This is a genomic window from Petrocella sp. FN5, from assembly GCF_029210395.1.
Taxonomy (GTDB): Bacteria; Bacillota; Clostridia; order Lachnospirales; family Vallitaleaceae; genus Petrocella.
This window is the reverse complement of record NZ_JARGDP010000062.1, coordinates 1-14898: the sequence shown is the minus strand read 5'-3', so window position 1 is coordinate 14898 and position 14898 is coordinate 1. Positions and strand designations below refer to the sequence as shown.

Sequence of the window (14898 nt, the reverse complement as noted above, 5' to 3'; positions counted from 1 at the left end):
TTGCACATGTTCAAAGCACGCGCTAATTTAAAAAGCTATATAGAGACTATATAGCTTTTTAATAAATACATCAATTAACTATCCTGTTTTTTTGTTGAATAATATGAACTCACTTCATCTCTTTAGATATTTACGGTGTTTTTGTATATATTTTTCTTGTTTTTGTTATATTTTTCATAAATCTTATTCATTAATTGCTTATGCTCTTGTTTCATCTGATAGATTGTTCTTAAACTCCATCGGTGTTACGCCCATTTTTTTCTTAAATAATATACTGAAGTATTTGGGATCATTATAACCCACTTTTTCAGAAACCTCATACACCTTTATGGTATGATCTCTTAGAAGTTCTATCGCCATTTTAAGCCGATAGTCTGTTAAGAATTCCACAAAAGTGTAATCTGTATATTTTTTAAACAACCTACTCAAATAACTTTCACTAATATCTAAGGCTTCTGCCACATCGCCAATAGCAATACCTTCATGATAATGTTCTTCAATCCATTTAACCGCTTTTGTAACATACCTTTTTCTTCCATCGTAGTTATTATCATAGTTTTCTTCATTTAGCAGCAAGGTTTTACCTTCCTCGATTAGGACTTGTCTATCCAATTGCTTAATCTGTTCTCTTCGTTCTTCAATGACTTTAACAATTTTTTTGAGTGTGAAATAAAAGTCAACGTCATCAATAGGTTTTAATAGATAATCCTTGACGCCGAGTTTTATGGCCTGTTGAGCATAATTAAAATCATTGAAGCCAGATATGATGATAAACTCAGCATCTAGTTCATCCTCTAGTTTTTTAATCATCTCAATACCATCCATAACAGGCATACTAACATCCGTTATGACAATATCCGGCTTGAGCTTTTTTATTAGATTATAACCTTCTATGCCATCCTTAGCTTCACCAATAACTTCACAACCAAACTCCTCCCATGGTGTGGTCAGAACCATACCTTTTCTAATATATGCTTCATCTTCAACTATTACAATTCCAATCATAAGACTTCTCCTTCATACAAACAGGGCACTGTTATGGCTACCTTTGTACCTTTGTATTTTTGGCTTTCTATATGAACACCATAACCATCTCCGTAATAAAGCTTAATTCTTTGATCCACATTATGAATACCTATGTGCTGATCTGACTTATTATCGGATACTTTTTTAATCTCTTCATCCGTCATGCCGATGCCATTATCTATAATCTGAAATTCAATAATCCCTGCCTTAACAAATCCGTTTATACTGATTTCTCCATTGCCGGAATGGTTGCTTAGTCCGTGTACAATTGCATTTTCAACAAAAGGTTGAATAATAAGTCTTGGCACTTTACATTCTAAGATGGTATGATCAATATTTCTTATAACTTTAAAAGCATTGTTGTATTTTATTTTCTGTATAGCTAAATAACTATCAATAAAGCTAATGCTCCTCTTGACACTAACAAATTCTTCATCACAATCGATGCTGTTCCTAAGTATTTTGGCCAAATTGGTGACAACGCTTACCACTTCACTTTTTTGACCCAGCTTGGCACTCCATTTAATAACATCCAAGGTGTTGTAAATAAAGTGTGGATTCACTTGGGCTTGTAGCATTTTTATTTCAGTGGTTCTGAGCTGTTGTTGCTTTTCTACAACCTTATTCATATATGTATTTAGTCTATCTAGCATCTGATTAAAGTATTTGGCAAGATCACCAATCTCATCATTGCTTCTTGAATTAGCTTTAACAGAGAAAGTACCTTCTTCAACCTTGCCCATAATGCTAATTAGGTCTTTAATCGGATGAGAAATAAACCTCGCCAATACATAAGATATAATTAAGGATATGCTTAAACTTACAATAGCGCCAATCAATAATATGAGTCCGAGTATTCGATTGAAAGACTGGAAAACATTTGATGATACATTTGCAATGGTTGTGGTTCCCAATTGTTCATCTTTAAAATCAACAACCAGAAAGCTGTCTTTTGCTATTTCTTCTTTGATGCTTCTATATTCCAAATTCTTTTGATAATCCAAGTATGAGGATCTTTGGAATTTCCCTTCCATATTGGAATTTTGAGTATCCAACAATGTATAAGCGTTGTCATCTAATAAGACCAAATGTAATGATAAGCCTGAATGAACCGCTTTCATTTCTTCCAGAATCACTTCTCTTGGAACATCAATTAAGATATAACCCACATGTTCACCTTCATGATTAATAATCTGAGTACCCAAACTGATAATACTTCTTCTACCCGGTAAATATGTGATTTTTTGTGGGTAAATGACCGTACGATTGGTTTTTTGGTTGATTTCTCTGAAAATACCCCATTTGTTTTTCAATTCAATTTCATAAACTTCCGGAATAGGTGTTGTCGAAAAAATAATACTACCAGAAATATTTGTTATATGTACGACCGGCTTAATGTTTTGTTCAATCAGTGCTTCATATATGATTTCATAGATTGTATTTTCGTGAACTTCATAATCGTTTTCTGTAGATATGGCTTGAACGATGTCTTCGTTATTCAAAATACCTTGAATGATGCCTTCATATTCAACGATCTTATCATTAATTCTCTGATGTGCTACTTCAATATTTGTATATGTTTGATCATATATGGTTTTATTGAGAAAATTTACAGACAGGCCATACATCAAACCACTAATAATCAATAAGGGAATCGTGCTACACAATATAAAAGTGGCAAACAGTTTATAAAAAAGTGGTATTCTGGTCTGCTTCATCCTATTCACCTTCCTGACCCCTCATGACAATCATGTCCTGCCAGTTTTTTAATACATCGGCCTTCTTTTCATATGTATCCAAATTACTTGCATCAAAAATATTCAATTCATCCATAGGCACTAGACCCATCGGTACATCGACATCTTCTCTGATTGAACGTAAATAGAATTGATCCACCATATAGGTCTGTACGTTTTTGCTTAATACAAAATCAATAAATGCTTTTGCTTCTTCTTTATTTTTGGCGTCTTTCATAAGAGCGATAGAATCGGTTATTACCGGTGTGCCTTCCTCAAGATATACTATACCAACATCTTCACCTCTATTAATATATAGTATAGCCGCTTCCTCCATGGTTATTCCAATTGCAAAGTCACCATTGGCAACGCCTTCATACACTTCTGAAGACTTTGCCAATATTTTTCCGTTTAGATTGTCCAGTAGTTTTTCTGCGTTTTTCCAGTTATAATCGGAACCTGTTTGGTTGAGATTTAGAATAAAGGATAAAGCGATGAAGGCAGACCCGGAAGTACTTGGGTCTACAAATGCCAACTTGCCTTTCCATCTTGGATCAAGAACATCCATCCAAGTTTTCGGTGCCTCTTCAGGTGTGACAAGTTTTGTATTATATATCAATACGATGGGCAAAAGATTGTAACCCAAAAAATAGTTTTCTTCGTCATTATAACTTTGGTGAATCTCATGGTCATAGATGGAGGTATAAGGCTCAAATAAGTCTTTATAGATGTTCAGGTACTCTTTGCTTCCACCCCACATGACATCCATTAAATATCTTTCCTCTTTATGATCTAAGACTTCAAGTAAATCCATGGTGCCTGCTGAAAGATACTCCACCTGTATGCCTGTTGTCTCTTGAAATTCTTTTATTATTGGAATAATGATTCTTTCATTTAAAGGACTGTTGATTTTTAGAAGATGTTGTTCCGGCTCTTTTTGCATTAATGATAGGACGCCTTCATCCGGCAATCTGATTAGAATGATTAAAAAGACGATAACAATCAACATAAGAATCCAATATCTACTGTTTCTTAAGTATGGTTTCCACTTTTTTTCCGTTTTTATTACTTCTGTTTTTTGATCCATTTATGTATACCACCTTTATGTGTTTATGATTACTGAAAAGTTTTTTAATTATTTTCAAAATATGCTTTACATTTAGGTGAAAACTTGGTAAATTAAGTGCATAGGCGTGGTTAACTCAGCTGGTAGAGTGTTTCCTTGACGTGGAAGAAGTCATGGGTTCGAGTCCCTTACCATGCACTAACAGAACAGAACCGTAATGACGGTTCTGTTTTTATTTACTCCTATATATATGGGACATCCTTCATACTATTGTGCCATATTCTTGAATTTTGTATATTGTCCAATCCAAACCAAATTAACGGTTCCTGTCGGACCATTCCGTTGTTTGGCGATAATCAACTCGGCTTGATTCTTAAGCTCTGATTCAGGGTGATAGTACTCATCCCTATATAAAAACATCACCACATCGGCATCTTGTTCGATGGCACCTGATTCTCTAAGATCGGATAACATCGGCCTATGATCTGCTCTGGACTCACAAGCACGAGATAACTGTGATAGGGCGATGACAGGTGCACTCATTTCTCTTGCAAGGGCTTTTAGTCCCCTTGAGATCTCTGATATTTCCTGCTCTCTTGACTGAGTCTTCCCAGATCCACTCATGAGCTGCAAGTAGTCAATCATAATCAAGTCTAAGCCTTTTTCCATTTTTAGCTTACGACATTTTGCCCTGACTTCTGATATGGTAATACCCGGGGTATCATCTACATAGATTGGTGCATCTGCTAAGATGACCGCACCCATAGATATTTTTGCCCAGTCTTCATCTTCAAGATCACCGGTCCTGACTTTTTGTGCATCTACCATGGCTTCTGAACAAACCATACGGTTGAGCAACTGATCTTTGGACATCTCAAGGCTAAACATAGCTGCTACTTTTCCTTCTTTGATGGCTGCATGTTGAACCACATTTAGGGCAAAAGCAGTCTTGCCCATGGAGGGTCTTGCTGCAATCAGTACTAAATCCGAAGGTTGAAAGCCGGCTGTACGATAATCTAAGTCTAAGAATCCTGAAGAGATACCTGTCACCTTGCCTTTGTTCTTTGTCAACATCTCCAATTTATTTAACATTGGGTTAACCAACTGGGCAATCGGTGTGAATTCTCCCGAATCGTTTTTCTGAACAATATTAAAAATTCTTTCTTCAGCGCCATTTAAAACATTTTCAATAGATACTGTACCGTCATAGGCATCTGCTGTAATCTCTTGGCTGGCTTTAATCACCTTTCTAAGGGTTGATTTTTCCTTAACAATCATGGCATAGTGCTTCGCATGAGCAGAAGTCGGAACAGCCATTGCCAGTTTCGATAAGTATTCAATACCACCTATCTGATCTAAAACCTTCTGATCTTGTAACTGTGATTGTAGGGTGACCAAGTCGACCGGTTTATTTTTATTGTACAAGATGACCATGGCTTCATATATGAATTTTAAATCAGGATGATAGAAATCATCCTCTGTTATTGTATCTTTAACAGTTTCTATAGCCTCCCGGTCCATAATCATAGAACCGATAACTGATTGCTCTGCCTCTAAGCTTTGTGGTGGTATACGTTTTACTATGTCTTCCATATAGGTCACCCCGTTTTATCCGCTTCTAAATGATACGGACTATTCTCCTTCAACTTTAACCGATAATTCTGTTGTTACTTTTGGATGAAGCTTAATCTTAATAATATGGGTACCAAGTGACTTAATAGGTTCATCTAGTACCATTTTTTTCTTGTCGACTTCAATGCCTAGTTGCTCAGAAATACCCTTAGCGATTTCTTTTGTCGATACCGATCCAAAGGTTTTACCGCCTTCACCGGCTTTTATGGCTAGAGTTATAGAGGATGCTTTTATTTTGACACCCAATTCTTTGGCTTCATTTAGTTCATCTTCTCTTTTTCTGGCTTCTGTAGCTTTTTTTAACTTGACATCATTGATGGCCGCATTGGTCGCTTCTTTTCCTAATTTTCTTGCTATTAAATAGTTTCTACCATAACCATCACTGACCTCTACGATGTCACCTTTTTTACCCACTTTTTTTACGTCTTCTAATAATACTACTTTCATGTTGTTTCACCTTCCTCTGTATAATTATCCAATGCTTCCTTTAATTTCAGGATAACACCTTCTATGGTTTCATCTGGAATTTGGGCACCTGCCACACTAAGATGACCACCACCACCAAGTTTTTCCATAATAAGTTGTACATTAATACTGTCATAAGATCTTGCACTGATATAAATGGTACCCTCAATATCGGACAAAACAAAAGATGCTTTGATATCTGATATATTCAGCAGTTCGTCAGCAGCCTGTGCTGCTACTAGAGACGGGTTCTCGACATCTGAAGGACAGACAGATATGGCCATATGATCGCTATAAATCTGGCAGTCTCTTACAGCTGTAGCTTTTGCCTTATAAGAGGCCATATCATTTTTAAAGAAGCCTCTGACCCGAATAACGTCTGCACCACTTCTCTTAAGAAATGCTGCTGCTTCAAAAGTCTTAACACCTGTCTTTATAACAAAGTTTTTGGTGTCAACAGTAATCCCCGCAAATAAGGCATCTGCTTCAATGGGTTCTAATTTGACTTTGTCGGATATATACCTTAGAATCTCTGTTACCATTTCACATGTGGAGGATGCATAGGATTCAATATAACTCAGCACCGGATTTTCTATGGGTTCAGAACTAACCCTATGGTGATCAAAGACAACAATATTCTTAAAATAGTCTAAAAGCTCCATATGCTCTGTATAAGATGGTCGGTTAACATCTACAACCACCAATAATGTTTTTTCTTTTATGTAGCTAATGGCTTCTTGTCCGGTTACAAATAGATTCTTGGGATAATGGTCATTTTCAATAAGCTGGGTATGAAGGGTTTTTACGGATGAAGTCACATCATTGATTACAATATTGGCCGGCTTATCCAGTAATTTGGCGCAGGCATAAATACCTACCGCCGCCCCCAGTGAATCCAGATCCTGACGTTTGTGACCCATAATAATAACGCGGTCACTTTCTTCAATCAGTTCTCTAAAGGCATATGCCTTAATTCTTGCTTTTACACGGGTGCTTTTTTCAACACCTCGGGTTTTGCCTCCATAAAAAGAAAATTTGTCATTTTTCTTAACAACGGCTTGGTCGCCACCCCTACCTAGAGCAAGATCTAATGCCATTCTGCCAAATTCTACGGACTGGATATAGGAAAATTCATTAATACCAATTCCCATACTCATGGTTACAGGTAACTCGTTCCCTATATTAATACTACGTATTTCATCCAGTATACTGAATTTATTACTTTTTAATTCTTCCATATATTTTTGCTGAAAAACTAGAATATATTGATCTTTTTCGAATTTCTTCAGAACACCATCTATTTTGTTGGCGAATTTGCTCAGATTTCGATCAATCAACGCTACCAACAAAGGCCGCCTTACATCTTCGATACTGCTTAAAACTTCCTCGTAATTGTCAATGTAAATAAGAGCCGCAACCGTCTTTTGATCAATATTTTTTTGCTCAAGCATAAGTTCTTTTGTGATGTCAAAAAAGTAAAGCGTATAAAGCAACTGTTCTTCATCTTCTGTAAGGTTAACAAGGTCTAACTCCTTAGAATGCATCTCTATACGCATATGCTTGGCTATAACCCTATAATGACGTTCACCGATTTCAAATACTTTTTCTATCTGTCCTTCCATTTCAGAAGGGAGCATTTCCCTATTCAGACTGGGAATAATATCATTGATGTTCATTTCGATAATTTTACTTTCATCTACATCTTCCATGGTACCCACTAATATGTTGAAAGCTTCATTACACCAACGAATTTTTGCTTCAGGATCTAAAATAACATTTGGTAGTTCTAATTTGTCAAGGTAGTCTTTTTGAACACCCGAAAAGCTGAGGGCAAAATTAATTACTTCACTCATCAAATGCTTTTTGGTTATTTTATTCATGAAGTAGCCTGTCACACCGGCAATCATCCATAATATAATAAAAAAGATACCCATACTTTTTTCAATAATCAACATAACAATGGTCATAAACGTTATGACAACCATATAAAATAAAGGCCACGTAAAGAACTTCTGAATGCGCTGGTTGAAAGCCACTTGCTTCTTTTGATTCATATTGTCTACCTCTTTCAACTATAACCACATGCTATTAATTAAGCATTTCGACACTTAGATATTATATCATCTAATAGTTCATAACTCAACTTTACATTATGATAAGAACTTTATTGTTTTTTGCTTATAAATAAATAAAAAGAGCTTCTCACAACCTAAGTCATGAAAAGCCCAAAATATTAATCTAAAGTATAAGGCATCAAGGATACATGTCTTGATTGTTTGATTGCAATCGTTACAGCTCTTTGATGTTTAGCACAGTTTCCTGTGATTCTTCTAGGAAGTATTTTACCTCTCTCAGATACAAATCTTCTTAGTTTATTAACATCTTTATAATTCATTGTGTTTTGTTTTTCTTCACAGAAAACACATACACGTCTTTTTCTTTTAAATCTCTTTTTTTGGAAAGCCACAAGCTTACCTCCTTTGCTTAGTAATATCGATTAGAATGGTAGATCGTCATCATCAAAATTATCAATTGCTACAAATCCTTCTGATTGATTATTTGTGGGTGCTTTAACGTTAGAACCGTCCTGACTACCACTTGCTGTCGCATGCTCTTCATAAGAACGCTTGCTTTCTGCAAAGTGTTGCTCTTCTATGACAACGTCCGTTGTATACTTCTTAACACCGTCTTTGTCTGTATAGGAACCTGTCTGAAGTCTTCCTACTATGGAAACCATTTGTCCTTTTTTAAAATACTTTTCGGCAAATTCACCCTCGCGACCAAAAGCCACAATATTAATAAAATCTGCGTCCGGCTGTCCCTCTTTTTTGAAACGTTTGTTTACCGCTAGAGAATATCTAGCAATCGCTAAAGGTTCAGCACCTTGAGTATATCTAACTTCAGGATCTCTTGTAAGTCTCCCCATAAGAATTACTTTGTTCATAGTCGTTACCCCCTTTTTGTTTTATGCTACTTTGCTAACGATTAAGAAACGTAAAATAGATTCCATAATACGAATACGCTTTTCTACTTCACCTGGCACTTCTGAAGTTGCTTCAAAAGTAATAAAGTAGTAAAAACCGTCACGCATTTTTTGGATCTCATAAGCTAATTTACGCTTACCCCAGTCGTCTACATTGACAACGTTACCACCAAATTTTTCGATATAACCTTTTACTTTTTCAAAGGCTTCAGTCTTTGCTTCTTCTTCTAATTTGCCATTAAGTACTAATGCTAATTCATAAGTATTCATCTTGGCACCTCCTTCTGGTCTTTGGCCCACGCCTAAGTCGTTATGACTATAATGAGCAAGGATATTATTTTATACTTGCAGATAGGTGTCCCTATCCACATACAAGAATATATGATACCATATTAAAGGCTTATTTGCAATAAATATATTCAATCTTTTATCTCTTTTATATTCTTTTCAAGTTTGACTCTTGATATCATTACAAGATGACCACAGCCCTTGCACTTGAGTTTAAAATCAATTCCCGTCCTTAGAACTTCCCATAAGGAAGAACCACAAGGATGTCCTTTTTTTAGACGCAATACTTGTCCGACTTTAATATCCATAATACACCTCATATCGTTCTATCGATTGATTTCCTATTATTCAATATCCCAAATTAAAATTTGTCACAATAAATACGTTCTGATGGCATACCATTTTGTTCTAATACTGCAAAACAGGCGTCAATCATACCCGGTGATCCACATAAATAAGCTTCATGCTCCTCAAGATTCTTACTATGACGGTCAACCACATCTGTTATTAAGCCAACCTCACCTTGCCAATTGTCTTCTTCTGTAGGTTCTGATAAGGCCGGAATATACTGAAAATTCGGAAATTCTTTTGCTAACTCTTGAAAATCTTCCGTATAATATAAGTCTTTAGCTGTTCGTGCACCAAAGAAATATTTGACTTTACGGTTCATCCCGTGGTCCCTTAAATAGTATAAAATGGACCGGATAGGTGCTTTCCCCGAACCACCCGCTATACATATCATATCTCTGTCAGAATGCTCTTGGAGGAAAAAACTACCAAAGGGTCCAAGCAGTCGAATTCGATCGCCAACTTCAAGTGCTTTATGAACAAAAGTTGTGGCTTCACCTTTTGGAACCAACCGTATGATCAACTCTAAAAAATCCGTTTCTTTTGGGTTTGAGGCAATGGAATAGGCTCTTTGTATTTCAAGTCCGGGTACTTCAATCTGAGCATATTGACCTGGCTTGAAATCAATGGTTGTCGGTTGAATGAGTTTAAACCGTACCAACTTAATATCATGGGTCAAGTCTTCAATGCCCATAACTTCTGTCTTAAATTCCTGAGCATTTAACAACGACTCTGGAATACTAATTTTGATATCGTCTTTGACCTTACATTGACAAGACAATCTCACTTGATCCTTACGTTCTTGAATACTTAATAGTCCAACCTCGGTAGCGAGTGTTTCTCCACCACCTTCAGTCACCTTGACCTTACATTGTCCACAAGTCGCTTTACCTCCACATGCAGAAGGGATAAAAATCTTATTGGCCGATAAATGATTTAACAAAGTATTATCGCCTTTTACAGGGATTGTTTTTTGTTCGTTAATAATAATTTTCTTCTCACCCTTGCTACCTAGAAGAACGTCTACTAATGCAATCAAAATCGCTATGATGGTTAATGTTGCCACTAAAATAATCGGAACACTCATATCTATACCTCACAATCTGATTTTATATAGTACTAAAAATGGTTGAAGGGTCTAAACTAAGTTTCACTAAATTCACATACAATATATAGATTACGTTGATACATTCGTAACTATATATTGTATGTGAAAGTTCAACTATATAGTTTTGACACCTTAACCAAAAATGTCAGTAATAATATTTTTTACCTCTTCTGTCAAAATCCAACAACACCAATAAATCCCATGAACCCAAGGGATATAATGCCGGCAATAATCATGACAATGCCTGCGCCTTGTAAGCCGTCCGGTACTTTACTAACCAGTGCCATCTTCTCCCTAATAGCAGCAATAATGGTAATAGCAAGAGCCCATCCTGTACCGGAACCAAAACCAAAAAATACTGTTTCATAAAAACCGAAGGTTCTGTTAACCATGAACAAAGAAACGGCAAGAACGGCACAGTTTACAGTAATTAGAGGAAGAAATATACCGAAAGCATTGTACAAAGTCGGTAGGTATTTATCTAAGAAAATCTCTAGAAACTGAACGGTTGCAGCGATGGTAATGATGAACACCAGTAAACTGATGCTCTCGGCATTATTATTCTTAAGCAATTGATAAATCGGCCAATTAATAGCTGCCGTTAAGGTTATGACAAGAATGACCGAAGCGCCCATTCCTTTTGCTGTTTTTAGATTTTTCGAAATGGCAATTAAGGGGCACATGCCCAGTATATATGTTAGTGCAATATTGTGCGTTAATACGGATGCCATAAAAATATTGATTAGTCCTTCCATAAGCCGGTCCCCCTTCTATGATGCTGATGTTGTATCAAGTTTTGCAATCGTCCTCATGATCCACATATAAATGGCCATAACGAAAAATGCTCCAGGTGCCATCGCCATAACTGTCCAAGTTACAAAACCGTCACCAACCACTTGTATACCCAGTAACGTTCCAAAAGCCAATACCTCTCTAACAACGGATATAGCAATCAATGTAAACATATACCCTAGGCCATTGGCCAGTGCATCAAGGGCAGAAAAATGGATAGGGTTTTTTATAGCAAAGGCTTCTGCTCTACCCATAACGATGCAGTTTGTAATAATCAATCCTGTATAAGCACCTAAGGCCTTACTTAAATCAAAAAAATAAGCTTGTAGGAATCCTTGAAAAGCAATAACAAAGGTTGAAATTAAAACCATGTAGGTCACCATACGCACCTTGGCAGGTATGAACTTACGTATAAGAGATGTTGACATAGAACTTGCCATAAGTACAAATGTTACGCCAAGTCCCATCGCGATGGCGTTTTCAACCCTATTGGTGACTGCCAAAGCAGAGCATATTCCTAGGGCCATGGCATAAATAGGGTTATCTTTAAATATACCTTTACTTAAGAGTTGATACCATTTTGTATATCTTAATCTTATTAGTCTCATATTAATTCACCAGAGCCTCCTTTTTTATATCATATTCTGCATTTAGAAGGGTTTCAAAAGCTCTACTGGTTCCTGTCGCACCGGTGATGGCATCAACTTCGTTAATGGCATTTTCTTCGTCATTTGCCTTAACCACCACAATATCAGGATCAAATACTTTGCCTTTGTACTTTGCAAGATAATCCGCCTCAGCAATGATACCTCCAAGTCCCGGTGTTTCGGATTGCTCCATAATCTGTATGTCTTGTATGGTAACAAGGTCTTCTTCCAGCGTCAAAAATCCAGTTATTGGACCCCAAAGACCTGATCCTTCAAATTCAAAACCAACAGCGCCTGACTCAGACTCATAGAAATCATAGCCGTTTTTTTCAATCCTTGTTATTTTCTCACTAAAAACATCTATGATTTCTGACGCTTCGTAGTTTATTTCAAATGCTTGTAAAACGGATTTTTTGAAAGCAAGCTCTTCATTTTCTATAATCATATCACTTGTATACGCGTCCATACCTACTAGTATACCCGAAGATGCGAGACCAAGTAAAATCGTAAAAAAAATCATCTTTAATTGTTCTTTCATAATATCACCTGCCTATTCCGATAGGGGTTTGAATTTCTTATCAATTATATATGCATCAATCATAGGTGTAAAAGCATTCATAAGTATAATAGCAAACATGACGCCTTCAGCAAAGCCTGAAAAGCTTCTTATGACAATGGTCAATATTCCAAGTCCAATCCCATAAACAACTTGCCCTGCTTTTGTATAAGGTGAGGAGACCGGATCCGTAGCCATGAAAAAGGCACCAAATAGTAGACCACCGGTTAGAAGCTGATAGATGGGTTGAACCACTTCACTCGGTAATAGAAGGTGCCCAAAATAAGAGGCAACGACAACAGTCCCTAAATAGACAATCGGGACTCTCCAATGAATGACTCTGGTTGCTATAAGAAATAAGCCGGCTATGATAATACCGATTCTAAAGGTTTCCCCAATAGATCCCGGAGCGGTGCCTATCAGTAGATCCCAAAGTGTGAAAGGAAGGACTTCATTGGCTCTTAAGAAAATAAGTGGTGTTGCAGAAGTAACCGCATCCGGAGTACTTGGATTAATCCACATTGATGACATATACGTAGGAAAGGCTATGGTGATAAATAATCTTCCTACTAATGCAGGGTTGAAAATATTACGGCCTGTCCCCCCAAAAACTTCCTTACCAAAAAAAACACCAAATGCCATACCAACACCGGCAATCCAAAATGGTATCGTTGGTGGTAGGGTCAAAGGGAATATCAGACCTGTTACTAGAATCCCTTCATTGATATCTTCTTTTCTAAAGATAGCAAAAGCCCATTCTACAATGAAAGCGACGAAATAAGTAAAACCAATGAGGTAAAGCATCCTTATGCCATAATAGTATATTGCTGCAAAGGTAGAAGGTAGTAGCGCTACCATAGCGATTAACATAAAGTGCTTCAAGTTGATGTTGCTATGTATATGAGGACTACCAGATGATACTTGATCTGATTCCTTAAAAAGAGATGCTAATGTTAATTTTATCGGTCTAAATATGAGGTTTTTATCATTTTTTCCCATCTGATTATACCTCCTTTATGCCTTTTAGTTGATAGTCTTTATGAGATAATTCAATTTCTTCAAGTTGTTCTTTACCTTTAATAATACTTCCAATCAAGTCGATTTTTGAAGGACAACCATAATTACATAGATTACATTCAATACAATTGAAAATTTTCAAGTCAGCCAAACGTTCATTGACCAAGCCTTGTTCAACATGTTTATGAAGCAAATGAGGTATTAAGCCTACAGGACATACGTTTTGACACTGTCCACATGATATGCAGGCTCTAACTGGTCCATGTAGGCCAATATTGATGCCATGGCTATCCTTAGAACCTTCGGACAAGGCAATCAAAAGATATGTACCTTTATCAATCTTATCCTCCATAGAAAACACCTGACCTGTCATAAGGCTGTTTTTTATTAGGCGGACTTGACGATCTTCTTTTAAATAGGCTTGGGTTATTTCCTTTACCTTGGTTCCAAGTGGCAAATTAAGTATCAGATTATCCTTCCATCCCGGTCCGGCCAGTGCCACCATGGCATGGTTTATCGGCTTTTTATCTTTATATAGACAGTAAAGCTGAGTTATCATATATGGTTCCATCATAATAACGCCAATATTGGCCGAAGGATAACCGATTGGGTATTTCATATCCAATAAGATAGGTATAAGTAGTTCCTTTTTATTAATGGGATATTTGTCAACAACTGTAGTAACTTGTACCCCTTGTAGACTCATAATTTCTGATATTTTTGTTTCATGCTTTTTAAGTTGATTTTCACAAAGTACAAGATGAATCTGAACTTGTGGCAACTTATTTTTCAAGATTTTTAGACCTTCTATAAAGTCATTTGCATTATCCTCCTCAAAGAAAATATCCATAGGAAAGTCATATGATTCGACCTGGGTCATATTAATAACCATCTTACCAATGCTATCTTTTTGAATATGCACATCCTCATCATATAATGCTTGATCTATACTCTTTCTTAATGTCAATCCAAATGACTTAAGATAGTCCATAATATTATCACTATAGGTAATCTCGTCTACAGCAGCCTCCACCGTAGAGCTTGGCTGAAAATCAACAACCTTTGCTTGAGATTGATCTTCAAACTTCTTAAACCGGTACCCGCCGTTAAATTTTTTATGTGTGACCTTCATGTTTGGCCTCCCTAATTATTCATTGTAAATCTAATATCGTTGTGTTTTATAATTATACACTATAATCAAGATAAAGTTAATAAGTAGTTGATTCCTGACATT

16 protein-coding genes and 1 tRNA gene are annotated in these 14898 nt (G+C 36.4%); 1 reads left to right on the top strand and 16 read right to left on the bottom strand.

Annotation, left to right across the window (positions count from 1 at the left end; all coding sequences use genetic code 11):
• Nucleotides 1–198: 198 nt before the first annotated feature.
• Genes P0N36_RS12225 through P0N36_RS12215 form a run of 3 tightly spaced genes read right to left on the bottom strand, consistent with a single transcriptional unit; the run spans nt 199 to nt 3849 of the window.
• Nucleotides 199–1005, bottom strand: a complete 807-nt coding sequence (locus tag P0N36_RS12225) for a response regulator transcription factor (RefSeq protein ID WP_275843135.1) — start codon at nt 1003–1005, stop codon at nt 199–201.
• Nucleotides 1002–2744 (bottom strand): cache domain-containing sensor histidine kinase, encoded by a 1743-nt coding sequence (locus P0N36_RS12220; RefSeq protein ID WP_275843134.1) that lies wholly within the window; start codon nt 2742–2744, stop codon nt 1002–1004. Before P0N36_RS12220 ends, P0N36_RS12225 begins: the two co-directional genes overlap by 4 nt.
• A gap of 1 nt (nt 2745) precedes the next feature.
• Nucleotides 2746–3849 (bottom strand): extracellular solute-binding protein, encoded by a 1104-nt coding sequence (locus tag P0N36_RS12215; RefSeq protein ID WP_275843133.1) that lies wholly within the window; start codon nt 3847–3849, stop codon nt 2746–2748.
• Between the two features lie 104 nt (nt 3850–3953).
• Here P0N36_RS12215 and P0N36_RS12210 point away from each other — a divergent pair.
• A tRNA-Val gene (locus tag P0N36_RS12210) sits at nt 3954–4026 on the top strand.
• A gap of 69 nt (nt 4027–4095) precedes the next feature.
• On the opposite strand, the gene dnaB is transcribed toward P0N36_RS12210, so the two are convergent.
• The 13 genes from dnaB to P0N36_RS12145 all read right to left on the bottom strand — a co-directional run bounded on the left by dnaB (nt 4096) and on the right by P0N36_RS12145 (nt 14796).
• The gene (gene dnaB / locus P0N36_RS12205) at nt 4096–5421 is read right to left on the bottom strand and encodes a replicative DNA helicase (protein WP_275843132.1); all 1326 of its coding nucleotides are present in this window, start codon (nt 5419–5421) and stop codon (nt 4096–4098) included.
• A gap of 39 nt (nt 5422–5460) precedes the next feature.
• Nucleotides 5461–5907 carry a 50S ribosomal protein L9 gene (gene rplI, locus P0N36_RS12200; RefSeq protein ID WP_275843131.1) on the bottom strand — a complete coding sequence of 149 codons (447 nt, stop codon included), beginning with the start codon at nt 5905–5907 and terminating at the stop codon, nt 5461–5463.
• On the bottom strand, nt 5904–7979 hold the full coding sequence (locus tag P0N36_RS12195; protein WP_275843130.1) for a DHH family phosphoesterase: 2076 nt from the start codon (nt 7977–7979) through the stop codon (nt 5904–5906). The genes rplI and P0N36_RS12195 overlap by 4 nt, the downstream gene beginning before the upstream one ends.
• A gap of 179 nt (nt 7980–8158) precedes the next feature.
• Nucleotides 8159–8419 carry a 30S ribosomal protein S18 gene (rpsR, locus tag P0N36_RS12190; protein WP_125137077.1) on the bottom strand — a complete coding sequence of 87 codons (261 nt, stop codon included), beginning with the start codon at nt 8417–8419 and terminating at the stop codon, nt 8159–8161.
• 3 nt (nt 8420–8422) lie between these two features.
• Entirely contained in the window at nt 8423–8869 is a 447-nt protein-coding gene (locus tag P0N36_RS12185) for a single-stranded DNA-binding protein (RefSeq protein ID WP_275843129.1), read from the bottom strand.
• Nucleotides 8870–8890: 21 nt separating this feature from the next.
• A complete protein-coding gene (gene rpsF, locus P0N36_RS12180; protein WP_275843128.1) occupies nt 8891–9178 on the bottom strand; it encodes a 30S ribosomal protein S6 in 288 nt (95 codons plus the stop codon).
• A gap of 149 nt (nt 9179–9327) precedes the next feature.
• Nucleotides 9328–9504: a DUF951 domain-containing protein gene (locus P0N36_RS12175; protein ID WP_275843127.1), complete on the bottom strand. Its 177-nt coding sequence runs from the start codon at nt 9502–9504 to the stop codon at nt 9328–9330.
• 53 nt (nt 9505–9557) lie between these two features.
• Nucleotides 9558–10631, bottom strand: coding sequence for an NADH:ubiquinone reductase (Na(+)-transporting) subunit F (locus P0N36_RS12170; protein WP_275843126.1), 1074 nt, complete (start codon nt 10629–10631; stop codon nt 9558–9560).
• A 194-nt stretch (nt 10632–10825) separates the two neighbouring features.
• Nucleotides 10826–11407 carry an Rnf-Nqr domain containing protein gene (locus P0N36_RS12165; RefSeq protein ID WP_275843125.1) on the bottom strand — a complete coding sequence of 194 codons (582 nt, stop codon included), beginning with the start codon at nt 11405–11407 and terminating at the stop codon, nt 10826–10828.
• Between the two features lie 15 nt (nt 11408–11422).
• Complete coding sequence (locus P0N36_RS12160) at nt 11423–12052, bottom strand: Rnf-Nqr domain containing protein (RefSeq protein ID WP_275843124.1); 630 nt, start codon at nt 12050–12052, stop codon at nt 11423–11425.
• Between the two features lies 1 nt (nt 12053).
• Nucleotides 12054–12629 carry an FMN-binding protein gene (locus tag P0N36_RS12155; RefSeq protein WP_275843123.1) on the bottom strand — a complete coding sequence of 192 codons (576 nt, stop codon included), beginning with the start codon at nt 12627–12629 and terminating at the stop codon, nt 12054–12056.
• A gap of 12 nt (nt 12630–12641) precedes the next feature.
• Nucleotides 12642–13646, bottom strand: coding sequence for an RnfABCDGE type electron transport complex subunit D (locus tag P0N36_RS12150; protein WP_275843122.1), 1005 nt, complete (start codon nt 13644–13646; stop codon nt 12642–12644).
• 4 nt (nt 13647–13650) lie between these two features.
• Nucleotides 13651–14796, bottom strand: coding sequence for a 4Fe-4S dicluster domain-containing protein (locus tag P0N36_RS12145; protein WP_275843121.1), 1146 nt, complete (start codon nt 14794–14796; stop codon nt 13651–13653).
• Between the last annotated feature and the right edge of the window lie 102 nt (nt 14797–14898).